The following is a 25167-nucleotide window of genomic DNA, read 5'->3' on the forward strand; positions in this document are numbered from 1 at the left end:
GGAGCATCATGAAACAAGAACAAACAGCAAAACTCAAACTGAATCAAACTTTTCCGCTAACAATCAAGCGGCTTGGAATTAATGGCGAAGGGGTCGGCTATTTCAAAAAGCAGGTTGTCTTTGTGCCGGGAGCCCTGCCTGGGGAAGAGGTTGTTGTAGAAGCCACAAAGGTGAATCCTAAATTTGCAGAGGCAAAAATTAAGAAAATCCGTAAAAAATCAGAGCATCGCATCCAGCCGCCATGTCCGATTTATGAACAGTGCGGAGGCTGCCAGCTTCAGCATTTGCAATATAGCCAGCAGTTGAAGGAAAAACGGGATATTGTCATTCAGGCATTGGAAAGACATACGAAGCTGAACCCAGACCAACTCGAAATTAAAGACACAATCGGAATGGAAGACCCGTGGAATTACAGAAATAAGAGTCAGTTTCAAGTTGGACTAAAAGACGGAAAAGTACTAGCAGGCCTATACGGAATGAACTCCCACCGCCTTATCAACATTGACCAATGTGCCGTCCAGCATCCGCAAACAAACAAAGCAACCGTAACTGTCAAAAAGATTCTGCAAGAACTGAAAATCCCTATATATAATGAAAGAACAAGAAAAGGGCTAGTCCGAACCATTGTCTCAAGAGTCGGCATTCAAACAGGCGAACTGCAAATCGTCTTAATCACAACGAAAAAAGAGCTGCCGAAAAAAGACATTATTATCCAAGAAATTAAAAAGCGGCTGCCAGAAGTAAAATCCATCATCCAAAATGTGAACGGTCAAAAAACATCCTTAATATTTGGAGAAGAAACCGTCAATTTGGAGGGAAATGACTTTATCCAAGAAACACTTGGCGATCTCTCTTTCGAATTGTCAGCTCGGACATTTTTCCAGCTTAACCCTGAACAAACGGTCAAGCTTTATAATGAAGTGAAAAAAGCAGCAGGATTAACAGGGAGAGAAAAAGTGGTCGACGCCTATTGCGGAGTCGGAACAATCGGTTTATGGGTAGCGGATCAAGCAGCTGAAATTCGCGGAATGGACATCATCCCAGAATCCATCGAAGACGCCAAGAAAAACGCCGCCCGTCACGGGATTAAGCATGCCAAATACGTTACTGGAAAAGCCGAAGTCTTGCTGCCGAAATGGGTGAAAGACGGATGGAGACCAGATGTAATTATTGTGGATCCACCTCGAACCGGGCTTGATGAACAGCTGTTAAAAACAATTTTAAAAGTGAAGCCGAAGAAGGTTGTGTATGTGTCTTGTAATCCATCAACATTGGCGAAGGATATTGATGTATTGAGTTCTAGCTACAATGTTGAGATGATTCAGCCGGTGGATATGTTTCCGCAGACGGCGCATGTGGAAGCAGTGGCGAAGATCGTTCTTACAGTGTAAAGGAATAATAATCCCTAACATCTAAAAACAAACCCAAAGAATAATCAAAACAAAGTTCTGATATACCTGTGGAAAAAATGTGGGTTAATGCAGGAATACAAGGAAGAATCAAAAGGGTGGGAACTGGTATCCCACCCTTTTTCCTGAATAAATAGAGCTCACTCTCATTAATAGGATACTTACCATATTTAATAATCTCTCCACTTCAAACTGTATGTACCTCATCTATGTGCTCATACATTCAATCTTCCTCTCCTGAAACTTCAATATATCGACATTTATTGATCTTTTTTTACTGTTAGTTTAATTCTTATTACGTAAATCGAAAAATTTGATAAGACGAAATCCAAAGAGTGGTAATATTAGGGTAAGAAAAATGTAATATAGCGCTTGAAAGTGAATTAATTAAGGAGATATAGAAATGGCAGAGAAAGAACAGCAAATACAAATCAATAGAGTTCTAGAATATATAGATGAACACCTAAATGAATCACTCCCCCTTGAAAGGTTGGCCAAAGCTTCAACTTATTCGGCTTATCATTTTCAGCGGACATTTAAAGCTATTACAGGTGAGACCCCTGCCAGTTATATCAAAAGACTAAGGCTTGAGAATGCTGCCCATTTTCTAATTTATGAGCATCAAATTCCAATTACTCAAATTGCATACATGTGCGGATTTTCGTCATTGTCTTACTTTACGTATTCATTTAATGAGTATTTTAAGACGAGTCCTAAGAAATGGCGTGAAGGCGCCTATCTGGAACGTTTTCCTAGGGAGTATCAGGATAGCAAGAAATCTAAACTTCTTAGCAATAATATGAAAGAAGAAAATCATAGCAACACATATAATGAGTTTAAATGGTTGGACTTGACCAAAGTAAAAATAATTGAAATGCCAGTTTGCGCAACTGTCAATAGACAAAGTGTCGGCCCTTATACACGCGGGATTCCTGGTGTTTGGGAGGACATTTATCATTGGTCAAATTCAAGAGATTTACTTAAACAAGATACATTTCTATTTGGCGTTCCCAGAAATAACCCATATATCACTCCACCTGAAAAAAGCCGATACGATTGCCGTATTGCAATAAATGAGGAGCATCTTTCAAATATAGATGATGAACTTACTTATCATTTTAAGGGTGGTAAATATGTCGTCTATGAATTTGATGAGCCTGTAATGTATAGTGAGCGAAGCAAATTAATAGAATGTTATTCAGAGTTATACAGCTTCTGGCTGCCGAAAAGTGGATACAGATATTTGGGAAATCCAATTGAATTGGTCGAAATCAAGCCAATAGAAGGATCGCTTTCAATCCAATGCAAAATTAAGGCGATTTGTTTAGCGATAGAACCGAAATAGGGGGAAATTATTTAATGTTCATTGATTTTGGAAGTCTTCAGTATTTACCCATAATAGTGGGAGGCATTGTTTATATGGTATACGGTGGAATCTATTACTCTGTCGTATTATCAAATAAAAACAAGAATCAAGAAATTCTTGAAAATCAAAGTGCCGGTCCATTTAAATATATCTACTCTATCATCCTGGCATTTATTAGTTCATTCATAGTAGGTGTGCTTATTCAATCAGTAGGATCCGATCATCTTCTCGAAGGAGTAGGAATTGGTTTCATCTTAGGGTTAATCATTTCATTGGTTTATTTGAAAAATACGTTATTTGGGCTATTATCCAGGAAGTCATTTCTAGTTGCGATAGGAGACCATTTAATCATATTCACACTGCTTGGAATGGTTCACGGACTGTTCATGTAAGAGTTCTATAATTAAGTAGAAGAGGACAAACTAAGATTTGTTCTCTTTTTTTATCATTATTGACTGGCATTGACTAACATGTTACCATAAGGTCACGTAATGATGAGTGACCTTATGGTAACATATAAAATAATATTAATGAAAGGATCGATGGAATGGGTAAAGAACTTTCAACCGTTTTTAAAGCATTAGGACATCCGATCCGAAGGGGGATTCTCGATATTCTAAAGGTTTCACCGAAAACAACTGGAGAACTAAACGACTATTTTCCGGAAGTAACTAGGTATGCCATTATGAAGCATTTAAAGATTCTAGAGGATGGAAATTTGGTGGTGGTCCGGCGTGAAGGAAAGTATAAAAGGAATTTTCTTAATGCCATACCTCTTCAAGAAATGCATAACCGCTGGGTAGGTAAATATATGCAATCTCCTGCAAGTTCGCTGTTAAACTTACGGGCGGCAATACAAGAAAAAGGAGGAAATGATACGATGGAAACAAAGAAGGATTTTCGAATTGAACAGGAGTTATTCCTAGATGCATCACCCGAAAAGGTTTTCAAAGCATTAACAGAACAGGTGGAAGACTGGTGGGAATTTCGTCTAGCTCCAAAAGGAGTAACATCCCACTTTACATTTGATCCCGTTCCTGGCGGACAATTTATCGAAAAATGGGGTGAAACAGAAGGAGCAATCTGGGGGAATGTTTATTATGTAAATGCTCCTGCAGAAATTCGCTTGCACGGCCATCTTGGCATGCAAGGGGCGATAAACAGTGCCTATACGTATCGTCTTCTAGAAAAAGAAGGAGGAACATTGCTTCAACTATCTCATACAGCCTCTGGTGTCATACAAGAGCATTGGGAAGAGGAGCACTCCAAAGGCTGGAAGTACCTACTTGGAACTTTACTTAAAAATTACGTAGAAATGTAATAAAGTAGGAGGACATAATGGTAGATGTATTAACAGAAATTACAATAAAATGCCCGATTTCAAAGGTATCAGAATATGCAACAAACCCTGATCATGCACCTGAATGGTATGTAAATATACATTCGGTAGAGTGGAAAACACCAAAACCACTTACACTAGGCTCACAAATTGCTTTTAAAGCGAACTTCCTTGGCAGGGAACTTGCCTATGTGTATGAGATTGTTGAATTTATTCCTGAGAAAAAATTTGTAATGAAGACAGCGAATGGTCCATTTCCAATGGAGACTACCTATACATGGCAAGCGATAGATGAAAATCATACTCGGATGACTTTAAGAAATAAAGGTAATCCAAAAGGATTCAATAAGATTGTGTCCCTTTTCATGTCATCTATGATGAGGAGAGCAAACATGAAAGATTTGAAAAAAATTAAAGCCATCCTTGAACAGTAAGCCAAATGGTTATATGATTTTTACGACTGTTTCAAAAAAAGCCCCCATGTTGGAACAATATGAAATAAGGATTTTTCGGGTCGTCACTGAGAATTTTCCTATATAAACAAATAATTGAAAGGTGGAAACTAATATGACACAGGGAAATAAGGAGTTGTCACTTGAACAACGTGAAGAATTACTCACAGCATTGAAAGCACGTTTTGAGAAAAATATGAACCGCCATGAAGGCCTTGAATGGGCTAAAGTCCAGGCAAAGCTGGAAGCTAATACTGAAAAACTGTGGTCACTGAATGAAATGGAAAGAACTGAAGGTGAACCAGATGTAGTTGGTTATGATATGACGAAGGACGAATACATATTTTATGATTGTTCGGCGGAAAGTCCTAAGGGCCGCAGGAGTGTTTGTTACGATCGTGAAGCACTGGAGTCAAGAAAAAAACACAAACCAGAAAATAGCGTTATTGATATGGCAACTGCCATGGGCATTGAACTTCTAACGGAAGATCAATATCGGGAGCTGCAGAAACTTGGAAATTTCGATATGAAAACGTCGAGCTGGGTGCAAACACCTGCTAATATTAGAAAGCTTGGCGGGGCAATCTTTTGTGATCGTCGCTATGACACTGTCTTTATGTACCACAATGGAGCAGATTCCTACTATGCTGCCAGGGGTTTCCGTGGTTCGCTAAGGATCTAAATTTTGCGCAGACGCTTAATTGATCACGTGCGAAAGGCTTTAATTTCATTCTTCAATGATTGAGTCTTTAACAGAAAAAAATAAGAGCCTAACTTATGTACTTTGGTACACCCTATATGTAAGTGTATGAAATCCGATGATTCCCCTGAATCATCGGATTTTTTGCTTTTAATAAAATGTAAATCTACTCTGTGCATATTATCCTTCATACCCACATCTTCTACTATTTAACAAAAATTAACACGACTTATGTTGTTTTTAATAAAATTTACAAAACCTTTACAAAGTTTATACAAAGAATTTACACTGAACATTTAATCTACTATAGGTGTCAATAAACGACAAAATCATCGCTAACATTATTATCTCGGAGGTAATAAATGCTTATTTTTAAGAAACTAAAAATGGGGTTATCGTTGCTTACTTTACTAGCTATATTAACAGCATGTACAAGTAATAGTGATACTGATACACAAGAGTCAAATACAAGTAATTCGACAGTATCTATTTCAGGATCTACGTCTGTTGGTCCGCTAGCTGAAAAATTAGCTGCGAAATATAAAGAGAAAGATCAAACGAAAATTGAAATAAATCAAATTGGTTCTTCTGCCGGTATTACAAACGCAACCACTGGTGTGTCTGAAATCGGTATGTCTTCTCGGGATTTAAAAGAAGAAGAAAAAGCAAATGGATTAAATGAAGTCATAATTGCTTATGACGGAATAGTTGTCGTGACTCATCAAAGCAACAAGGTAAAAAATCTGTCGATGGAGCAAGTAAAGCAGATCTTTACAGGTGAAGTCACGAACTGGAGTGAACTAGGCGGGGATGACATGGAAATTGTTGTTGTCTCACGTGAGGATGGGTCTGGTTCTCGTGATGCGTTCCAGGAAATCGTAGGCTATAGCTCTGGTGAATTAATTAGAAACTCCATTATCGCAAGTGGTAACGGAAATATTAAAACAACTGTTTCAAACAATAAACATGCAGTTGGCTTTATTTCTTTTGAATATATTGATGACTCCATTTCAACAATCGACATTAATGGAGTAGAGGCGACTGCAGAAAATGTTCTTCAGCAAAAATACAGTTTGTCTCGACCATTCTTGTTTGTTTACAAAGATGGGAATTTAACGAAAGCTGGCCAACAATTTATTGATTTTATCTTAAGTGAAGATGGACAACTTATTGCAGCAGAGGCTGGGGCAATTCCTGTGAAGTAATAGACAATAACAGAATTTTTAATAGTAATTTTGGAGGAATACAGAGTGTCTATTCAAACAAAACACAATGTAGAAATTGGCAAGGCAAATAAAAGGAAGTATATGTTAGAGAAGATATCAGCAAGAGTGTTCTTGATATGTGCACTTCTTTCAGTCATCACTTTATTGTTAATTATCGGATTTGTTTTTTATAAAGGCTCACATCCATTTGTGGCTGGGGGCTATAGCTTTTTGGACTTTATTTTTGGAACAGATTGGGTCCCAAGTGAAGATAAATTCGGCATTTTTCCAATGATTGTGGCATCCACTTTTGCAACTATTGGGGCATTAATTATCGGAGTTCCTATCGGTTTATTTACTGCGATTTTCTTAGCAGAAATAGCCTCGAAAAAAATAGCCAAAATCATTTCCCCTGCAATTCAACTGTTGGCGGGTATCCCATCTGTTTTATATGGTGTTTTTGGACTCGCGATTATCGTTCCTTTTTTACAAAATACTTTCGGCTTAGTGAAAGGCCAAAGCTTAATAGCTGTCATTCTTGTGCTGGCCATCATGATGTTGCCAACCATTGTGACAGTAGCAGAGACTGCCATTCGTGCAGTGCCAAACACCTATCGCGAAGGATCATTAGCTCTTGGAGCATCACAAATTGGAACCATTTTCAAAGTCATTGTACCAGCAGCTAAATCAGGTATTATGGCGGCAATCGTATTAGGCTTAGGCCGAGCAATTGGCGAAACGATGGCTGTAATATTAGTGGCTGGCAATAGTTTAATAGTACCAACGAGCCTGACTGATAGTGTTCGTCCACTAACGACAAATATTGCGTTAGAAATGGGTTATGCTGCGGGCACTCATCAAGAGATGCTGTTCGCTACAGGAATTATTTTATTCTCATTTATATTAATTTTGAATTTTGTATTAGCGAAAATTAGTGCGAAGGGCGGTAAATAAGATGAGAGCATTGAAAGATAACTTGTTGCGTGGATTTTTATGGCTTTCCGCTCTTCTTTCTGTTGCCGTCCTCGTTATGATTGTTGGATATATCTTTTATAAAGGGATTCATTTGATTAGTTTCGACTTTATCTTTGGCGATTATTCACCAACTGGTGGTGGCGGGATTTGGCCAATGATTATAGTAACTATTTACACCATTGTTATTTCATTAATCATTGCCATACCAATCGGGATCTTAGCGGCCGTTTATTTACAGGAATATGCGAAACAGGGACGATTAGTAAAAATCATTCGCTTTGCAACAGAAAGTTTAACGGGAATTCCCTCGATTATTTATGGTTTGTTTGGTGCAGTATTCTTTGTAACAACATTAAAATTTGGTATGTCCATTTTAGCCGCTTCGTTAACTTTAACGATTATCGTTTTACCTGTTATCATCCGAACAACAGAAGAAGCGTTAAAAACAGTCCCACAGTCGTATCGTGAAGGCTCATTAGCTCTTGGAACAACAAGGTTACAAACATTATATAAGGTGATTTTACCTAGTGCGATGCCAGGAATATTATCTGGTACAATTCTCTCTATTGGACGAATTGTTGGTGAATCAGCTGCCATCTTTTTAACGGCAGGAACAGTTGCTGCTATGCCAGAGGGTATTCTTTCATCAGCAAGAACATTAACTGTCCATTCTTATTTAGTCACACAAGAGGCTGGAGACATTGAATTGGCTGCTGCAATTGGCATTGTTCTAATCGTTATTATTCTGGCCATCAATCTATCAGCAACATTTATTTCAAAAAAATTAAACAAAGCAGACCAATAAGTTAGGAGTATGTTTATGAGCACATCAGTAATGGAACGTAGTGAGACTGCGATTAAACAAAATCAAACAAGGAAGATATTTACAGAAATAGAGGAAGGTCCAACGAAAATTAGTGTGAAGGATTTAAATCTATTTTATGGAGAGAAACAAGCACTTTTCGGTGTATCTCTTGATATTTATGAAAAAGAGGTAACTGCTTTAATTGGCCCATCAGGTTGTGGGAAATCGACTTTTTTACGTACGTTAAATCGTATGAATGATTTAATCGATGGTGTGAGTATTATCGGTGATATTGAAATCGATCAGGAGAATATTTATAAATCGAGTGATGTCATCAAATTACGTACAAAAGTGGGTATGGTCTTTCAAAAACCAAATTTATTCCCTATGAGTATTTATGACAATGTTGCTTATGGTCCAAGAATGCAAGGCATAAAGAATAAAAAAGAATTAAATAAAATTGTTGAAGAGAGCTTGCGCGGGGCAGCGATTTGGGACGAAGTAAAAGACCGTCTTAAAACATCTGCACTAGGTTTGTCAGGCGGTCAGCAGCAGCGTGTTTGCATTGCACGTGCGATTGCAATGAAACCGGAAGTGATTTTAATGGACGAGCCAACTTCAGCCCTAGATCCTATTTCAACGTTAAAAGTTGAAGAATTAATCTCAAATATGAAGAAGGATTATACGATTGTCATCGTTACTCATAACATGCAGCAAGCTGCACGGATTTCTGATAAAACAGCTTTTTTCTTAAATGGAGAAGTTGTTGAATACGATGATACAGATAGGATTTTTTCAACGCCAAAAGACCAGAGAACAGAAGATTATGTAACAGGTCGATTTGGATAATAGGAGGCAATAAATGGTCATTCGTGAGAACTTTGAGAATAATTTATTGAATATAAAAGGAAAAATCACCGAAATGGGGAAACTCTCCATTGCTGCCTTAGAAAAGGCTTTTGATGCCTTAAAAACGCAAGATGTAGAGCTCGCATTAAAAGTGATAGATGAAGATACAGGTATTGATGATCTTGAAATGGATATTAATCAGCTAGTCATATGGCTAATGGCAAAAGAACAGCCAGTTGCAAGAGATTTACGTGTCATTATTGGAGTGCTCAAAATCTCATCTGAAATTGAACGGATTGCTGATTTTGCGGTTAATATAGCAAAAGCAACAATTAAGATTGGGAAAACAAATTCTTTATTGCCACTTACCCATTTAGAACAGATGAAAGACGTATCGATTCAAATGTTACAAAAAGCACTCCAATCTTTTATGGAGGAAAATATTGTTCTTGCTAAAGAGGTTAGTGGCTTAGAGGATGAAGTGGATAAATATCACGGTGAAACATATAAAAAACTTACTGCTTATTTAAGTGACCATCCAGAAGAAACAAATCAGCTTGTACAATTATTATTTGTTAACCGTTATCTCGAAAGAACAGCAGACCATATAACAAATATCGCCGAAAGCTCAGCATATTTAATTAAAGGAAAAATGTATGATTTCAACTTATAATCATTAGCAGGGGGAGAGATACAATTGTATTTCTCCTCTTGTTTCATTTAGAGTAGATTTAATAGAGCTTGAGTTAGCTAAATAATCTTTTAACTGATCTGTTGATTGTGTTTTGAATTAATCAATCAATTCTAAAAAGTTTTTACCAAGAATATATTCTTTTTGGTTATCAGGAATTTGAAGTGAATCAATCCATCTTTTCTTTTCCGAATAGTCATAAGTATTAAATTTCCTCATTCCATATGGTCCGTCGCAACCATAAAGTACTTTTCGATATCCTAAAGATTCTACGGCCTTCTTTACAATAGATGGATTAAGGTAGTCACTTGATGTATCAACAAATACATTTGGTTGATCCTTAGCGTATTTCCATAGGCTTTTCCAAAAAGGAAGACCAGCATGAGCATAAATTAATTTAAGTTTAGGGTATTTTTCAGGCAAATATTTATAAGAGTCTGTTTCTGAAGATAGATGAATAATCATAGGTATGCCTTTTGATTCACACATAGCCGCAACTTGATCAAGTGCCCTAATGCTATATTCATGCATGAATGGATGGGCTTTCACCCCAATAAAACCAGGTTTATTAAGATATAATTCTATTTCTTCCACTGATACATGAATCATTGGGTTCACTGCCACCCAGCCCATAAATCGGTCTGGAAATCTATCAATGGCAGCAGAAACAATAGCATTGTTCGGCTTGGTAAAAATCTTATATGAATTGCCATATAGTTTGAAAAAGCCATCCTTTACTAGATCATCATAAATTTTGAACCCAATTTTAGGTGCATTTAGTATTAGAAAACGGGAAAAATGTTGCAAATAATTTTGAAAAGTACTTTCCACTTCAAACATTGTTTCATTCATAGGAGCAATAAGCGCTGTTTTAGTTACATCATTTTTATCCATGCCCTCTATCATTTTTACTAGAGTTAACATTGATTCATCTGCATGAAAATGGCAATCAACAATCATTTTTATTCGCCCCTTCGAATTACTATCATATTTGGATTAGCAAACCAAACATAACTGTAAAATGCGATTTCATTTACATAAAAAATAGGCGAGCGCTAAAAAGCATTTCATAAAATATATTACTTACGACCAGATTAAGGAGGAAAACTAAATGTACCCGAATTGGGATCTGTATTCGAAATATCATTATAGAAACGTACCTGTATCCACGATAGGTAAAAAATCGTGCAAAGGAAGACAAATTTTGAGAATCGATTAGGACTTCTTATAAGCTTGATTAGGATACAATCAATTATTACGATCCCTTGAGCTGCAATAAAATAGGGTGATTACACAATAACAAAAAATTTAGCTGGATTAACTTTCCACTATAAACAGCTGTTATTTATTATTGCATACCCTCTTCTTTAGCTCGTTTTATAGCTTCAAATCGATCGGCAACTTGTAACTTATTATAAATATTTGAAACATGGTTTCTGACGGTTTTTGAACTTAAACCAAGTCTTTCTGCGATACCTTCATTTTTAGTCCCCTGAACAATAAGGTTTAAGATTTGTCTTTCTCTACTGGTCAGCTCTGGAAAGGCAATATTTCCCTGACTTTTGCTCATGTAATTAAAGTAGTGTATGAGTCTCGCCGCAATGGTCGGACTGAAAATTGCTTCGCCACTCGCAATCGCACGAATTGCGCGAACGGTCTCCTCTTGACTTGCACCTTTAAGTAAATAGCCTTTAGCTCCTGCTCTCATTGCAGCAAATACCGAATTATCATCCTCGAACATGGTGAACATAATGATACCTATGTGCGAGTTTTTAGCGAGTATTTCCTTTGTTGCCTCAATACCGTTAATGTTAGGCATTTTAATATCCATCAATACAATATCAGGTTTTAGCGAGTTGGCTAGAGTAATAGCCTCTTCTCCAGAAATAGCCTCACCAATGATTTCAAAGTCCGAAATAGAAGTAAGTAAATTTCTTAAACCATCACGAAACAAAGTATGGTCATCAGCAAATAATATTTTTATCCTATCCATGACTAAGCCTCCTTATCTATTAATGGAAAAATTGCTTGAATGCTCACACCTTGTTCAGGAGTAGAATTGACATGAAAAGTTCCGTTCAATTCCTCTGTCCTTTCTCGCATTGAGGCCATCCCAATCCCCTTTTTTGAATTAAAAGAAATCCCTTTGCCGTTGTCCGTAATCTCAATTTTAATGAAGTTATTCATGGTTATTTTAATTATACATTCTGTTGCATTTGAATGACGAATGACATTAGAAATCGATTCTTGAATAATACGATATGTAGCAATTTCTATTGCTGCAGGTAATGTGGATATACTGGGAGGCACAAAAACCTGAAAATTTATTTCACTATGACTGTATTGTCTAATGAAATCATTAATAGCAAATGTAAGTCCTAATTCATCTAGGATAGGTGGTCGTAAATCGTAGACAAGTTGACGAATGTCATTTATAGCATCCTTTAAATGTTTATGTGTAGTTATCAATAGTTCGTCACCAGCTTTGTGGTTTATTTTATATAAATTACGCGCAGCCTCTATATTCATTCCTAAGCTTGCAAGTTGCGGACCTAGACCATCATGGAGATCTCTTCGGATTCTCTTTCTTTCTTCTTCCCGGGCCTTAACAAGATTTTCTCTAGACTTCATTAAATCTGTTGTGACTTTTACAGAATACACCGCAATACCTACTTGACGTGCAAGATCCTGTATCAGGCGTTGTTCGTAATCAGAGAACCCCTCGTTTGATGTCCTTGTCCCAAGGACTAGCTCCCCAACCACATCTTTCTGATAAACTAAATTGATTCTCTTTGCTGATGTATTCAGCTTGCCATATTCAGCAGCTAACTGAAAAGAATTTTCCGTGTAAAGATAGATGGCTGCATATGGCAGTTTTAACACCTGACTAATCGTTTCAACAACGGAAGTAAGAACAGTTCTAGTGTCCGACGTTGCTTCCAACTTTTGTCCTAACATGGACAAAGCAGCATAAGGAGAACGACTTTCTCCATACATCAAACGGTTAATAGCAGCTTGTAATTTCTCTTTTATCGGTTGGAAGAGTATGGCGATGACACTTACGGCAATAAAGGAAATGAAAAAGCCTGCTTGCTGAAATATTGTTCCAAGTATTCCGATAATGCTTGCATAGATGATAGCTACAAGACTACTGAGCATGATATATAAAACAAAACGGTTAATATAGATGTCTAGATTCCACAACTTATATTGCAATATACTAATAGCTAAAGAAATAGGTATTACTATGATTGTGATTAACAACAAAGGAGTAATAACTTTTATAATAGCAGTTTGTTCATCACCAAAAATACCTACCCAACCAATGTGTAAAATAATGATGATAATGCTAACAATTAACCATTTTGCTTGTTGTTTTTGAACTGAGTTCGATACCTTTCGAAATCGATAGAGTTGCGCGTAGAAGACCAGAAAATAGAAACCCATCCACCCAACAATATCAAGCCAAAATGGCCATAATTCTGGATTTAAAATGGAATCGGGCATGAAAATTCGACTATATGAAAATATCATCCACAAAGCTGCAATGCCAATGGTCCATTTAGGCACAAATCTCCCATCGGGAAATATAAAAAGAAAAACAATTATTCCAGAAGCTACAAAGTCAATATAGTTTGTCATCCACATGATATTGGGAAAAGCTTGACTTAATGTATCCATACCAAAATTAGCGCCATAGGCGATAATGATCATAGAAGTAAATGTGATAAACTTATCTGAACTATTTTTCAAAAATAGAAAGATACCAGCAGAAAAAAAACTAAACCCAATAATAAAATTCATTATTGTTTTAAACCAGGCGTAGGAAATGAGGGAGATCCCAATAGTTTGAAGTTCATCGGATTCTTCTAAGGTTAATTGACCAAAGTCTATACATCCACTTGCAGGGCAAGGTACTTGATAAATGGTGTTTTGTATGAAGACACTAAAAAAGAAGAGCCCAACTGATATCAGGGCTGTAATTATCCACATGAATTTCATAATATTGTTTAGGATTAAGTTGAAGTCTTTATTCATTAGGAAATCTCCCTACTCCATTGAACTTAAATTGGTAAATTTACACTTAATATATTCATTGGAGCAGAGTATATTTCATCGATAGGTTAAAAATTCACTTCGGAAGAGATGGATTGACAAAAAATGGGGGATTTTTTCAAGTGGTAATGAAGTTATGAATTAGCTAATGTTGCATCCTTTCCTTGGACAACTTCTGTTTTAGTTCTTTTGTAAACAGCAGTACTCAACCAAATAATTGCGATTGCCCAGAAAATTGACCCGAAGTTACTAACAATGCCTAATGGAGCAAAATCTAAAAAAAGTGATACAGCGACTAAAACTGATGGAATTACAGGAAGGACCTTCACTTTGGCTAAACTGATCCCAAAATAAACCCATCCAATAAATAATAAAAGTAAACTGAACATCAAGCCCTCACCTGAAGGAGTTGGCCATGTGGAAGCTAATTCTGCAGCATGAACTTTAAGCATTGGGGATACAAAAGTGACTGTCCACATACCTCCCACTTCGAGCATGCTGCCGATGAATAAAACGATAAAGCTTATAAATAGATTTAGACTTGCTTTAATTTGATAAGAATATAAAAAGACTGCAATCATACCAATTAAAATAAGGATCATACCTAATACATTAATTAACCCGACAACTACAGCTACTCCCATTGTGTCATGACCCAACATATATTGATATCCAAATCCAAATGTTGCCACGATTTGAAAAATCCCACCAATAATTGAGAATAAAGCAAGCTTTCTTAGTAAATTATTATTCATTTCAATCCCCCTACAAAGTTTAATTAAAGGGAATATAACATTTTAATGTCCCTTGTTCATGGGAGTCCTGTCATGTCAAACGGGGATATTTACAAGTAATGTGAAAAGAGTAGAACAAACATCATAGTTTTTTTATTGGGGATATATTGAGGTGGTGTGTATAAAGTTATGATAATTGGATGCTCCATATGTTGAACCGCATCATAAGTAAAAGAAGTGTTTAGGGTAAAGTAAAGAAGAGGGAGCCCGGTACCGATCTATAGTACCTGACTCCCTCTTTTTAATTTTATAATCAATGGAAGTGTGAAATCATGTCTTTTTGGGCATTCTCTTTATCGAGCTAGAAGGAGTTAGGAGTGATTAGATTGAACGATGCATTGTCAGATTTTCAAATATCATTTCAACATATTGAGTTACTAGTTCCTAGAATAAATAAAGGGATTCAATTTATTCTGGTCATTAGTGGTGAATTAAAAATAGAGACGTCCAGTCGCTTTTATCATTTGGCAGAAAACGATTTGCTTGTTCTTAATCGTAATCAGCTTTACCAGGTTCAAGGAAATGAACAGAACAGGGTTATGATATTATCCATTTCCGACAGCTTCATGGACCATCATTATGCTGACTATCGCAATCAGCGCTTTGAATGCTATTCAAGAGAAATTGATCTTGGAAGAGAAGAGATGATTCTTGCCATTCGCAAGCTATTGGCCAATGTGATGATTAGTTATTATAGAAAAGATGAATGCTATCGAATTGAGGTTAAAAGCTATATCTGTCAAATGTTGCTTATATTGATTCGCAGTTTTAAAGAAGAAGGCAGTGTCATCCAGAAAATAGATACAGAAGATCGGCGCCTATTGCAAATCATTGATTATATGGAAAGAAATTATGATCAGCTGATTACATTAGAGGAGGTTGCAAAGAAATACTTTCTTTCAACAAGCTATCTATCCCGCTATTTTAAACAGAAAATGGGGATGGGATTTAGTCGTTATTTAATGAATATCAGGCTTAAGCATAGTATGAAAGATTTACTTTACACAACAGACTCCATTTCACAAATCGCGATGAATAATGGCTTTCCTAACACAAAATCTTTTTCAGCCTTTTTTAAAGAAGTATACGGAATGACGCCACATGTATATCGGAGTTCGTAATCTCATTAGTAATACGGCCATTCCGCCTGAGGTAGAGACAGATGAAGAGATTCCGACAACATCACCATATTTTAGTATTGATAGTGCTTTGGCATTCATGAAAAAGCATGATTTATCTTTGTTTATACGGACAGATTATATAGATATTTCGAGAGATGAAGAACAATACTTTCCAAAACTCATTCAATTCATCAGACATTGCTTACAGCTTTACGGAGAGTCGTTTGTTAAAGAGTGGCATGTGATGTTTTACGAGCCCTTTTATACAGGAGTGGAAGCTAAAGAACTTCAGAGAATTTATTTAAAACTGCATGAAGTATTAAAAACGATGCTTCCTTCGATTCAGATAGGTTTGTATATGCCTTTTTCTTACCGTAAAGAAAAAGCGGGTGATCATCATGAATGGCAGTTAGAGCAGGGGGAGTTTATTGATTTTATCGGCTATAACGCTAATCAAAATGAGGTAATTGATTTTAAAGAAATGGCGGAAATGAATTTTGATTTAGCAAAAGATTACATAAAAGAAAAAACGAATAAGCTGAAGCGCTACTTAAAGAGGCACCATATTGAAAAACCACTTCATCTCGTTTCATGGAACACGTTGTCAGGCAATACTCGGTATACGAATGGCACATTTTTTCGCGGAGCCTTGCTCTTGAGAAATGTATTGGATATATCCAATGATGTGAAATCAGTTGCTCTCTGGATTAATACAATCGTACATGAAGACACAGGGAAAGATCAGCGTTATCGTATGGACGGTGTCGAATTATTCCATTATCTAAAGGGAAAACGTCCAGCTTATTTTGCATTGAAGTTTCTAAAACGTCTGCATGGTGAAATTGTTGCACAGGATAAGGATTATGTGATGACAAGGAATGAGCGGGGATATCAGTTGATCCTAATGAATTGTAATATAATCAATCCTTATTTATCCATTGAAGAGACATTTCTGCAAAAACTCAATAAAGAAATTCATGTAACGATTTCTGGAATTCCTAAAGGAGAATATCAAATACGCAAGCATGTGTTTGATAAAAATCATGGAGCGTTATATACAACGTGGTGGAATTTGAACAGTAAGCATGGCATGGATGCTGAAATCATTGATTATATTATCAATTCTAGCAGGCCTTCTTTAGAAATCTTCGATGAAACGATTGAAGAGGCTTGGTCATTTTATTCCTATTTAACGAGCAATGCTATTCACTTTTTTGATATTCGCAAAGCCTACTGAACTTATGAGCTAGTCTCAAACCGTCTGGGCCTGCTGTCTTCTATCCTTTGAATGGGATAGAAGGGAGTAAAGCCATCCCCTTCACTTGTATACACGACAAAAATTCACCCCACAATTTTTCCTTAGCAAAATGATGGTAAATTTTTTTGAGCTTTAGTCTAGTGATTTACACAAAAAATGACTCTCTTAATACAGCTTAAATTTTTATAATCATAGTATAGAAACGCTACAAGATGTTCCTGTTACTCCTAATTTGTTGCAGTAGTGTTTCTTTATTAGACGTATTAAAAAATTTAGTTAAAGTGTGGGAGGTTCAATCATGGAGACAAAATATAAAGGTACGGATAAGCTGATCACAGGGATTGTGTTCGGGGTTATCACCTTCTGGCTTTTTGCACAGGCAATGGTCAATGTCGTCCCAGCTGTTCAATCAGATTTAGGGGTTTCATATGGAACGCTAAATATAGCCATCAGTTTAACAGCCTTATTCTCAGGTATGTTTATTGTAGCTGCTGGTGGGATTGCAGATAAAATTGGACGTAAAAAAATTACGTATATTGGGTTAATTTTAAGTGTTATCGGTTCCTTATGTCTTGTATTAGCACAAGGATCTGTCTTGCTAATTATTGGACGTATTATTCAGGGGATTTCCGCAGCTTGTATTATGCCATCAACGATTGCTTTAATGAAAGCTTACTTTGAAGGAAAAGACAGACAACGTGCTCTTAGTTATTGGTCAATTGGATCTTGGGGCGGTTCAGGTGTCTGTTCGTTTGCAGGTGGTGCCATTGCAACGTATATGGGATGGAAGTGGATTTTTATCTTCTCCATTATTTTTGCACTCCTTGCTATGTGGCTAATTAAAGATACACCTGAAAGCAAAGCAGAAGGAAATGGTTCTTTTAAATTTGATTATAGTGGCTTGGCTATCTTTATCGTTACGATGATTGCATTAAACGTCTTTATTACATTCGGTGCGGACTTAGGCTGGACAAGCCCAATTACCATTATTCTTGCCATCGTTACCATTATCGGAGCTATTGTCTTCTTCAATGTTGAAAAAAGGAAAGCTATTGCCCTTATTGATTTCTCTTTATTTAAAAATAAACCATACGCAGGTGCTACTTACTCAAACTTTTTATTAAATGCAATTGCCGGGACACTTGTTGTTGCAAATACGTATGTTCAAGTAGGCCGTGGATTTACTGCATTTCAATCAGGAATGCTATCAATTGGATATTTAATCGTTGTTCTTGCGATGATTCGTGTCGGAGAAAAAATCCTGCAAAAAGTAGGAGCAAAATTACCAATGGTCTGGGGTGCTATTATCACGACAGTTGGTGTAGCGATGATGGGTCTAACCTTCTTGCCTGGATTTACTTATACAGTTGTCGTATTTATTGGGTTTGTTTTATTCGGGCTTGGACTTGGCATTTATGCAACACCATCTACAGACACATCTGTTTCCAATGCGCCATCGAACAAAGTGGGTGAAGCTGCAGGAGTTTACAAAATGGCAAGCTCATTAGGCAGTGCGATCGGTGTTGCAATTTCTGCAACGGTTTATAGTTCAGTTGCAGCGGCTGGAAGTGTTGAGACCGCAGCATCAGTAGGGATTATCGTGAACGTAATATTTGGTATCCTTTCAATTCTTTCAATTGTGATCATGGTTCCAAAAAATGCTGGTAAAACATCAAATGCTTCATCGAAAAAAGCAGTACACACACAACTAACAAATAAGGTTGCTAATTAAAAAATAGAGGTTAGATAGAAGTCGGATTCAGCTCATTTTTATAAATTGGAACAGAATGGAGGCTTTTGTCATTCTGTTCCGTAAAAAAAGGAGACGAAAATGATGAAATGTGAATTAATGAGCATGTTGGAATCACGTAAAGAAGAAATAATCAAAATCCGCCGCCATTTACATGAAAATCCTGAGATCTCATTTAAAGAGGAGAAAACTGCTCAATATATTGCGGATTTTTATAAGGGAAAAGATGTGGACATTCAAACGAATGTTGGAAATGGCTATGGCATTGTCGTCACGATTAAAGGTGGAAAACCTGGAAAAACGATCGGTCTGCGCGCAGATTTTGATGCTCTTCCAATTGTAGAAGAAACAGATGTACCGTTTAAATCAAAGAATGAAGGCATTATGCATGCGTGTGGACATGACGGGCATACGGCTTACTTATTAGTTTTAGCTGATTGCCTAATTCAATTAAAGGACTCTATTCCAGGTACAATAAAAATCATTCACCAACATGCAGAAGAGGTGCCGCCAGGTGGAGCGAAAAGTATCGTAGAGTCTGGTTTGATTGATGACTTAGATGCGATTTATGGCATTCATTTGTTACCAATGGGACCTTCGGGCACAGTAGGATATCATGCTGGATATTCCTTTAATGGACGAGCATACATGAAATTAAAAGTCCAAGGAAGAGGTGGGCATGGTTCCTCTCCTCATCTAGCTAACGATGCAATCGTTGCTGCTGCTCATTTTGTTACAGCTGCGCAAACCATTGTCAGCCGCAGATTAAGCCCATTCGATATCGGTGTGATCACCATTGGGTCTTTTGATGGAAAAGGCACATTCAACGTGATCAAGGATAGTGTAGAACTTGAGGGCGATATTCGGTATATGACTATTGAAACAAAAGAAACGATTGAGAGAGAAGTAAAACGGATTGTAAGAGGAATTGAAGAAGAGTTTGGCGTAACATGTGAGCTTACTTATACTCCAGATTATCCGCCATTATACAATGACCCTGAGCTTACAGCTAAGGTGGCAGAAAGTTTACGAAGCATGGATGATAAAGACATTAAAGAAGTGAAAGAATTTCCGGCCATGTCTCCATCTGAGGACTTTGCTTATTATGCTGAAAAATTCCCAGCCTGCTTTTTCTACATTGCCTGTACACCTAAAGGGGTAGAAAATCCTTACTTCAATCATCATCCAAAATTTGATATCGATGAAGATGCACTCCTCGTAGCTGCGAAAGCTGTTGGAGAAGTTGTTTGCAGTTATTATGAATTAGACTAAAAGAAATATTAAGGAAAAAGGTATGCCAACGTCTCGGTTTGCATACCTTTTTTCGTTATGAAGTATCTCGATATAATGTGTTGAATATATGTAATAAATATACTTTTTCTCTTTATCAAATTTTACTAAACAAATACAAAAGAATCCATTTCTAATACCATACGGATGAGTTGGTTTCTCTCCCATGGGATCGTCTGATTGATTTCTCATTACTTGAGAAAATGCCCCAGTTTAATATTTTGGACAAGACAGACTGTTCCACTTTTTGGCGGAAATAAAAAAGGATAGACTTGATAGCTATGGTGCCTGATCCCCAGTGTGGTAATAATCAAATACGGTGGGGGTCAGGCACCTTGTTATCAAAACCCTGAAATTTTTGTAATATTATTCTTGGTCAACTTGAATGAAAATAACCTTCTTGATTGTTTACTTTTAATGAATTATTCAAAATGGACATAGCTTCAAAACGTTTATTTAAAAGGGTTCCTTTCGCTTTTTTATATGATAACAGCTTACTTTTGTTCAAAGTGAACAGATGATTGTTCGAATGTAATGTTTTATTAGAAAAATATGCATGGTATACAAACCTTTAATCATTCCTTTTGTCCAATAAGTATAAAGACCTTATTGGAAAAGATTCGTATAATAAAAGAAGATAACTCTGATAACGTTTTCAGTTTATCTTGCAATACAAACTTTATTTTTTGGTGAAATAACTTTCGCATTTCACTTAAAAATTACAAAGTTAGTTTTTTATTTTAGAAAATTAAAAGTTTCCTAGTAATTGGGTATTAATTTAGGAGGGGTATTATGTTATTACAAGAGAAAGTTGCATTAATTACAGGCGCTGGGTCAGGACTAGGTAGAGCACAGGCAATTGAGTATGCAAAAGAAGGTGCCAAGGTTATCCTTAATGATGTGAATGCAGAAGGTTTAGCTGAAACAGAGAAACTAATCAAAGATAATAATGGAGCTGTAATTAGTATTGTTGCTGACATCTCTAAAAAAGAAGATGTTCATATAATGATTAATAAAGCGCATGAAGAGTTTGGAACAGTTGATATTTGTGTGAATAATGCTGCTATTTTGGCGGATTTTAAAGCATCTCTTGATATTACTGAAGATGAATGGGATAGAATCATGGCTGTAAACGTTAAAGCTGTCTATTTACTAACAAATGAGCTTTTGCCATATATGCTTGAAAAAGGGAAGGGAACATTTATTAATGTTGCTTCTATTGGAGGAACAATTGCTGGCGTTGGAGACGCAGCATATATTACTTCTAAGCACGCTCTTGTTGGATATACGAAACAGTTAGCATTCAATTATGCTAAAGATGGAATTCGTGCTGTTTCACTTTGTCCAGGATTAACAGATACTCCAATGGTCCGATATGCAATTGATGAAGCACATCCTGCAGTTGTTCGACAAATAGCCTCTATTCCGTCTGAACGTATCGGTCGCTCTGAAGATGTTGCCTATTTTTCTGCCTATTTAGCAAGTGATAGAGCTAGTCATATTAACGGTGTAGAAATGAAAATTGATGGTGGACAATCAATTGGTTAGTTGATTTCTCCAAATTGCGAGGTAGCCCTTTAGTCTGATAAAGTATTATCGAGCTGGGGGTCAGGCCTCTTTTTATGAATACAATTACAGGAGGTATTTTCCATGGGTAATATAATTATTCGAAATGCACATATTAAAGATGGAGAAGCTCATAAAGATATCAAAATTATTGATGGGAAAATTGTAGAAATAGCCACTGTCATTCAAAATGACAATAACTTAGAAGAAATTGATGCAAAGGGCAATGCTGTTTTACCAACTCTAATTGAAAGTCATATCCACCCTGATAAAGCATTTCTTGAAGATCGCAAACCTAATATATCAGGTACATTAGAGGAAGCATTGAAGAATACGGCTGAATTAAAGAAATTATATACGTATGATGATGTGAAAAAACGTGCTGAGAAAGTATTAAGATGGTCTGTGTTAAACGGAACGACAATAATGAGAGCGCATCCTGATGTGGATCCTTTTGAGAAAACACTTGGAGTAGAGGTACTTGTTGATTTAAAAGAAAAATTCAAAGAAGTTCTAGATATGCAAATCGTTGCATTTCCTCAAGAAGGCATTGTTCAATCTCCAGGCGTATTGGAGATGATGGAAGAATCCATCAAAATGGGAGCCGATGTAGTTGGGGGCTGTCCTTATAGTGAAAAAACAATGGAAGATACAAAAAAACAACTAAAGATTGTCTTTGATTTAGCAGAAAAATATAACCTACCTATTGATATGCATGCTGATTTTGGCACAAATGCTGATGATCCACAAAATAGATGTATTGAATTAATTAGCGATATGACAATAGAAAGAGGATATCAAGGTAGAGTTGCCATCGGACATGTTACAACATTAGGGTCACTTGATCCAGAAGTGGCAGCACCTATTTTTGATAAAATTGCTAAAGCGGGAGTTTCAATCGTTCCATTGCCGGTAACGGATATGTTTATGACTGGACGCTCTGAGAGGAAAAATATCCCACGAGGTATGGCACCGGTATTGTCAATGATGGAGCGTGGAGTGAACCTTGCTTATTCTTCCAATAATATTCGCAATGCTTTTACACCATTTGGTAATGCTGACTTAATTGCTGTTGGCTACTTATTACAGGTTTCACAACAAATGGGTTCTGCGGATCAACGCCGTGCAGTTTTAGATATGGTCACCTATAACGCAGCTAAGGCAATAGGGGTTAACGAAACTTACGGTTTAGAAGTTGGTAAAAATGCTGATATTGTTATCTATGATTGTGACGATTTGAGCAATTTAATTAATGATCAACCTTTAGTTCGCTATGTGATTAAAAATGGTAATATCATTGTGCAAAATGAATTAACTAGTAAGATGGCACCTGTTTTGATGGGAGATTAATAAATAAACTGTTTGTTTCGATCTAACTAACTCATGAAAGGTGAAAAATATGGCTTCAACAAAAACTAATATGTTAAATAATTCTCGCTTAACTATCTCTGATCAACCACCTTATGATGCGCTACAGTCATTTGTTCGTGAAAACCACATCGCTATGAAAGGATCTGGTAAAGGGAATCTTGAAGGACTTGTATTTGCAGTCAAAGATGTTTTTAAAATTTTAGGAAGCACTTATAGTAATGGACATCCTGAATGGCTTCGGACTCATGGTCCAGATGACTTTACTTCTAGTATTGTCACTAAAACATTATCTGCAGGAGCAGATTTAGTTGGGAAAACAGTTTGTGATGAGCTATGTTACAGTATAAGTGGAGAAAATTGGAATTATGGTTCTCCAATCAACCCTCACGACCCAAGACGCTTTACAGGAGGGTCTTCGAGCGGAACGGGGGCAGCTACAGCTGGAGGTTTAGTAGACTTTGCTTACGGAAGCGATTGCCTAGGGTCTGTTCGGGTGCCTGCAAGTTACAATGGAGTATTAGGTGTTCGTCCTACTTATGGACGTGTTGCCAATGATGGAGAGGCTCCGTATTGTGAGAGCATGGACGTTCTTGGATATGTGGCTAGAAATACTGATATTTTTAGACGGGTTTCTAAAGAAGTATTAGGAAATGACAGTAAAAAAGTGACGTTTAATCGATTACTCATCGCTGACGATTGTTTTGATTCGATCAACAAAGATGTTGTAGAAGCATTACAGCCTGCTGTCAACCATCTGAAACAAAATTTTGATATTGTTGAAAATATAAAAGTGAGTCCTAATGGTTTAGAAGAATGGACAGAAATTTTTAGAATTATTCAAGGATATGAAGTTTGGGAAAGTTATGGTGGTTGGATTAGGAAATATCGTCCAAATCTTTCATCAGGTCCAAAAGAGCGCTTAGAGTGGGCATCTACCATTACTATGAGCGAATATAAAGAAGCGCTGAATAAAAGACAAGCTATTATTGACCGAGTGAAAGAGATTTTACCGGAAGGAACACTGCTTTGCTTACCTACAGCTGCTTCTGTTGCACCTTTAAGAACTAGCTCATTAGAGGAAATAAATGCAACACGTGCACAATCAACTAAATTATTATGTATTTCACCTTTATCGGGTACACCACAAATTACACTTCCATTACTAGAACAACATGAAGTTCCACTCGGTATTTCCTTAATTGGAGCCCATGGTTGTGATTTACAGTTAGCCGAACTTGCTGCAGATTTAGTTGATAGTTATCATAAAGCCAATCGTTAAATGTAAGTCTAAATAATTAATATCGGGCATTTAGGGCGTATTTAACTCGTATTTCCATCCACGGAAAACATTGAAGTGATTACGAGTGACATACGTCCCTTACCAAGGATAAATATAGTGATTATTAAAGACAATGAACAAGGGGGAATTGATAATGGGTAGATTATCAGGAAAAGTAGTAATTATAACTGGGGCAGCTAATGGTATGGGAGAAACGAATGCAAGAATGTTTGTAAAAGAAGGAGCAAAAGTTGTATTAACTGATATTGAAGTAGAAAAGGGTCAAAAAGTAGCAGAAGAACTTGGTGAAAATGCAATTTTTATTAAACACGATGTAACTAATGAAGAAGATTGGCAAGCTGTTGTTGACAAGACAGAGAATACATTTGGACCAATTACCGGACTTGTAAATAATGCTGGAACAGCTGGAAGAATTGTTCCATTGGAAGAAGTAACAGATGAAGATTTCTATAGAATTATTAACCTTAATCAGTATAGCGTTTTTAAGGGGATGCAAACTGTAGTAAAATCTATGAAAAAAGCTAATAGTGGATCCATTGTAAATATTTCTTCTACTTCTGGTATCGTTGGATCTAGAAATCTTATTCCTTATGTTGCTTCAAAATTTGCAGTAAGAGGAATGACTAAAGTCGCTGCACTTGAGTTAGCTGATTTTAATATCCGAGTTAATTCCGTTCACCCTGGTGGAATAAATACAGAGCGAGCTGTCATATTTGATGAAGTTAAAAAAGCAACTCCTTTAGGACGTGGTGGAAAACCTGAAGAAATTGCCTATTTAGTTTTACATTTAATTTCAGATGAATCGACATTCACAACTGGATCAGAATTTGTTGCAGACGGTGGATTTACAGCTCAATAATTTTAAAAACG

General features: G+C 36.6%; 23 protein-coding genes and 1 pseudogene. 20 read left to right on the top strand and 4 right to left on the bottom strand.

Features of this window, described 5'->3' with window-relative positions:
• Positions 1 to 8 precede the first annotated feature (8 nt).
• From rlmD to phoU, 11 genes are all read left to right on the top strand, one after another.
• Complete coding sequence (gene rlmD, locus RRV45_RS05205) at positions 9 to 1391, top strand: 23S rRNA (uracil(1939)-C(5))-methyltransferase RlmD (RefSeq protein ID WP_315667714.1); 1383 nt, start codon at positions 9 to 11, stop codon at positions 1389 to 1391.
• 421 nt (positions 1392 to 1812) lie between these two features.
• Positions 1813 to 2754 carry an AraC family transcriptional regulator gene (locus RRV45_RS05210; RefSeq protein WP_315667715.1) on the top strand — a complete coding sequence of 314 codons (942 nt, stop codon included), beginning with the start codon at positions 1813 to 1815 and terminating at the stop codon, positions 2752 to 2754.
• Positions 2755 to 2768: 14 nt separating this feature from the next.
• The gene (locus tag RRV45_RS05215; RefSeq protein ID WP_315667716.1) at positions 2769 to 3167 is read left to right on the top strand and encodes a DUF1761 domain-containing protein; all 399 of its coding nucleotides are present in this window, start codon (positions 2769 to 2771) and stop codon (positions 3165 to 3167) included.
• Between the two features lie 155 nt (positions 3168 to 3322).
• The gene (locus tag RRV45_RS05220) at positions 3323 to 4096 is read left to right on the top strand and encodes an SRPBCC domain-containing protein (RefSeq protein ID WP_315667717.1); all 774 of its coding nucleotides are present in this window, start codon (positions 3323 to 3325) and stop codon (positions 4094 to 4096) included.
• Between the two features lie 17 nt (positions 4097 to 4113).
• On the top strand, positions 4114 to 4548 hold the full coding sequence (locus tag RRV45_RS05225; protein WP_315667718.1) for an SRPBCC family protein: 435 nt from the start codon (positions 4114 to 4116) through the stop codon (positions 4546 to 4548).
• A 133-nt stretch (positions 4549 to 4681) separates the two neighbouring features.
• Positions 4682 to 5248, top strand: a complete 567-nt coding sequence (locus RRV45_RS05230; RefSeq protein ID WP_315667719.1) for a DUF4256 domain-containing protein — start codon at positions 4682 to 4684, stop codon at positions 5246 to 5248.
• 380 nt (positions 5249 to 5628) lie between these two features.
• Complete coding sequence (locus RRV45_RS05235; RefSeq protein WP_315667720.1) at positions 5629 to 6471, top strand: phosphate ABC transporter substrate-binding protein; 843 nt, start codon at positions 5629 to 5631, stop codon at positions 6469 to 6471.
• A gap of 45 nt (positions 6472 to 6516) precedes the next feature.
• Positions 6517 to 7425 carry a phosphate ABC transporter permease subunit PstC gene (gene pstC / locus RRV45_RS05240; RefSeq protein ID WP_315667721.1) on the top strand — a complete coding sequence of 303 codons (909 nt, stop codon included), beginning with the start codon at positions 6517 to 6519 and terminating at the stop codon, positions 7423 to 7425.
• 1 nt (position 7426) lies between these two features.
• On the top strand, positions 7427 to 8251 hold the full coding sequence (gene pstA, locus RRV45_RS05245; RefSeq protein ID WP_315667722.1) for a phosphate ABC transporter permease PstA: 825 nt from the start codon (positions 7427 to 7429) through the stop codon (positions 8249 to 8251).
• 15 nt (positions 8252 to 8266) lie between these two features.
• Entirely contained in the window at positions 8267 to 9100 is an 834-nt protein-coding gene (gene pstB, locus RRV45_RS05250) for a phosphate ABC transporter ATP-binding protein PstB (protein WP_315667724.1), read from the top strand.
• A gap of 13 nt (positions 9101 to 9113) precedes the next feature.
• Complete coding sequence (gene phoU, locus RRV45_RS05255; RefSeq protein WP_315667725.1) at positions 9114 to 9773, top strand: phosphate signaling complex protein PhoU; 660 nt, start codon at positions 9114 to 9116, stop codon at positions 9771 to 9773.
• 117 nt (positions 9774 to 9890) lie between these two features.
• On the opposite strand, the gene RRV45_RS05260 is transcribed toward phoU, so the two are convergent.
• The 4 genes from RRV45_RS05260 to RRV45_RS05275 all read right to left on the bottom strand — a co-directional run bounded on the left by RRV45_RS05260 (position 9891) and on the right by RRV45_RS05275 (position 14602).
• Positions 9891 to 10751 (bottom strand): amidohydrolase family protein, encoded by an 861-nt coding sequence (locus RRV45_RS05260; RefSeq protein WP_315667726.1) that lies wholly within the window; start codon positions 10749 to 10751, stop codon positions 9891 to 9893.
• Between the two features lie 388 nt (positions 10752 to 11139).
• A complete protein-coding gene (locus RRV45_RS05265) occupies positions 11140 to 11784 on the bottom strand; it encodes a response regulator transcription factor (protein WP_315667727.1) in 645 nt (214 codons plus the stop codon).
• Between the two features lie 2 nt (positions 11785 to 11786).
• Positions 11787 to 13829: a GAF domain-containing sensor histidine kinase gene (locus RRV45_RS05270; RefSeq protein WP_315667728.1), complete on the bottom strand. Its 2043-nt coding sequence runs from the start codon at positions 13827 to 13829 to the stop codon at positions 11787 to 11789.
• 152 nt (positions 13830 to 13981) lie between these two features.
• A complete protein-coding gene (locus RRV45_RS05275; RefSeq protein WP_315667729.1) occupies positions 13982 to 14602 on the bottom strand; it encodes a hypothetical protein in 621 nt (206 codons plus the stop codon).
• A gap of 365 nt (positions 14603 to 14967) precedes the next feature.
• On the opposite strand from RRV45_RS05275, the gene RRV45_RS05280 reads away from it, so the two are divergent.
• The 9 genes and pseudogenes from RRV45_RS05280 (at position 14968) to RRV45_RS05320 (ending at position 25156) form a co-directional block, all read left to right on the top strand.
• Positions 14968 to 15762, top strand: coding sequence for an AraC family transcriptional regulator (locus RRV45_RS05280; RefSeq protein WP_315667730.1), 795 nt, complete (start codon positions 14968 to 14970; stop codon positions 15760 to 15762).
• Positions 15743 to 16999 (top strand): GH39 family glycosyl hydrolase, encoded by a 1257-nt coding sequence (locus tag RRV45_RS05285; RefSeq protein ID WP_315667731.1) that lies wholly within the window; start codon positions 15743 to 15745, stop codon positions 16997 to 16999. Before RRV45_RS05280 ends, RRV45_RS05285 begins: the two co-directional genes overlap by 20 nt.
• Before the next feature lie 319 nt (positions 17000 to 17318).
• Complete coding sequence (locus RRV45_RS05290; protein ID WP_315667732.1) at positions 17319 to 18752, top strand: MFS transporter; 1434 nt, start codon at positions 17319 to 17321, stop codon at positions 18750 to 18752.
• Between the two features lie 102 nt (positions 18753 to 18854).
• A complete protein-coding gene (locus RRV45_RS05295; protein ID WP_315668937.1) occupies positions 18855 to 20042 on the top strand; it encodes an amidohydrolase in 1188 nt (395 codons plus the stop codon).
• Positions 20043 to 20200: 158 nt separating this feature from the next.
• Positions 20201 to 20320: pseudogene (locus RRV45_RS05300) on the top strand (iron chaperone); the annotation flags it as partial.
• A 532-nt stretch (positions 20321 to 20852) separates the two neighbouring features.
• A complete protein-coding gene (locus RRV45_RS05305) occupies positions 20853 to 21608 on the top strand; it encodes an SDR family NAD(P)-dependent oxidoreductase (RefSeq protein WP_315667733.1) in 756 nt (251 codons plus the stop codon).
• 102 nt (positions 21609 to 21710) lie between these two features.
• On the top strand, positions 21711 to 22976 hold the full coding sequence (locus tag RRV45_RS05310; RefSeq protein WP_315667734.1) for an amidohydrolase family protein: 1266 nt from the start codon (positions 21711 to 21713) through the stop codon (positions 22974 to 22976).
• Between the two features lie 49 nt (positions 22977 to 23025).
• Positions 23026 to 24276, top strand: a complete 1251-nt coding sequence (locus RRV45_RS05315) for an amidase (protein WP_315667735.1) — start codon at positions 23026 to 23028, stop codon at positions 24274 to 24276.
• A 154-nt stretch (positions 24277 to 24430) separates the two neighbouring features.
• The gene (locus RRV45_RS05320) at positions 24431 to 25156 is read left to right on the top strand and encodes a glucose 1-dehydrogenase (RefSeq protein WP_315667736.1); all 726 of its coding nucleotides are present in this window, start codon (positions 24431 to 24433) and stop codon (positions 25154 to 25156) included.
• The last annotated feature ends 11 nt before the right edge of the window (positions 25157 to 25167 follow it).

It is taken from the genome of Bacillus sp. DTU_2020_1000418_1_SI_GHA_SEK_038, from assembly GCF_032341175.1.
Classification (GTDB): Bacteria; Bacillota; Bacilli; order Bacillales; family Cytobacillaceae; genus Cytobacillus.

Bases quoted from the DNA above. Each gene is read 5' to 3' on its own strand.
- RRV45_RS05295 (WP_315668937.1), top strand. From the start codon at position 18,855: ATGAAATGTGAATTAATGAGCATGTTGGAATCACGTAAAGAAGAAATA.
- RRV45_RS05275 (WP_315667729.1), bottom strand. From the start codon at position 14,602: ATGAATAATAATTTACTAAGAAAGCTTGCTTTATTCTCAATTATTGGT.
- phoU (WP_315667725.1), top strand. From the start codon at position 9,114: ATGGTCATTCGTGAGAACTTTGAGAATAATTTATTGAATATAAAAGGA.
- RRV45_RS05285 (WP_315667731.1), top strand. From the start codon at position 15,743: ATGTATATCGGAGTTCGTAATCTCATTAGTAATACGGCCATTCCGCCT.
- RRV45_RS05265 (WP_315667727.1), bottom strand. From the start codon at position 11,784: ATGGATAGGATAAAAATATTATTTGCTGATGACCATACTTTGTTTCGT.
- RRV45_RS05215 (WP_315667716.1), top strand. From the start codon at position 2,769: ATGTTCATTGATTTTGGAAGTCTTCAGTATTTACCCATAATAGTGGGA.
- RRV45_RS05235 (WP_315667720.1), top strand. From the start codon at position 5,629: ATGCTTATTTTTAAGAAACTAAAAATGGGGTTATCGTTGCTTACTTTA.
- pstA (WP_315667722.1), top strand. From the start codon at position 7,427: ATGAGAGCATTGAAAGATAACTTGTTGCGTGGATTTTTATGGCTTTCC.
- RRV45_RS05225 (WP_315667718.1), top strand. From the start codon at position 4,114: ATGGTAGATGTATTAACAGAAATTACAATAAAATGCCCGATTTCAAAG.
- RRV45_RS05260 (WP_315667726.1), bottom strand. From the start codon at position 10,751: ATGATTGTTGATTGCCATTTTCATGCAGATGAATCAATGTTAACTCTA.
- pstB (WP_315667724.1), top strand. From the start codon at position 8,267: ATGAGCACATCAGTAATGGAACGTAGTGAGACTGCGATTAAACAAAAT.
- RRV45_RS05290 (WP_315667732.1), top strand. From the start codon at position 17,319: ATGGAGACAAAATATAAAGGTACGGATAAGCTGATCACAGGGATTGTG.
- RRV45_RS05270 (WP_315667728.1), bottom strand. From the start codon at position 13,829: ATGAATAAAGACTTCAACTTAATCCTAAACAATATTATGAAATTCATG.
- RRV45_RS05210 (WP_315667715.1), top strand. From the start codon at position 1,813: ATGGCAGAGAAAGAACAGCAAATACAAATCAATAGAGTTCTAGAATAT.
- RRV45_RS05230 (WP_315667719.1), top strand. From the start codon at position 4,682: ATGACACAGGGAAATAAGGAGTTGTCACTTGAACAACGTGAAGAATTA.
- RRV45_RS05310 (WP_315667734.1), top strand. From the start codon at position 21,711: ATGGGTAATATAATTATTCGAAATGCACATATTAAAGATGGAGAAGCT.
- RRV45_RS05315 (WP_315667735.1), top strand. From the start codon at position 23,026: ATGGCTTCAACAAAAACTAATATGTTAAATAATTCTCGCTTAACTATC.
- RRV45_RS05305 (WP_315667733.1), top strand. From the start codon at position 20,853: ATGTTATTACAAGAGAAAGTTGCATTAATTACAGGCGCTGGGTCAGGA.
- RRV45_RS05220 (WP_315667717.1), top strand. From the start codon at position 3,323: ATGGGTAAAGAACTTTCAACCGTTTTTAAAGCATTAGGACATCCGATC.
- RRV45_RS05320 (WP_315667736.1), top strand. From the start codon at position 24,431: ATGGGTAGATTATCAGGAAAAGTAGTAATTATAACTGGGGCAGCTAAT.
- rlmD (WP_315667714.1), top strand. From the start codon at position 9: ATGAAACAAGAACAAACAGCAAAACTCAAACTGAATCAAACTTTTCCG.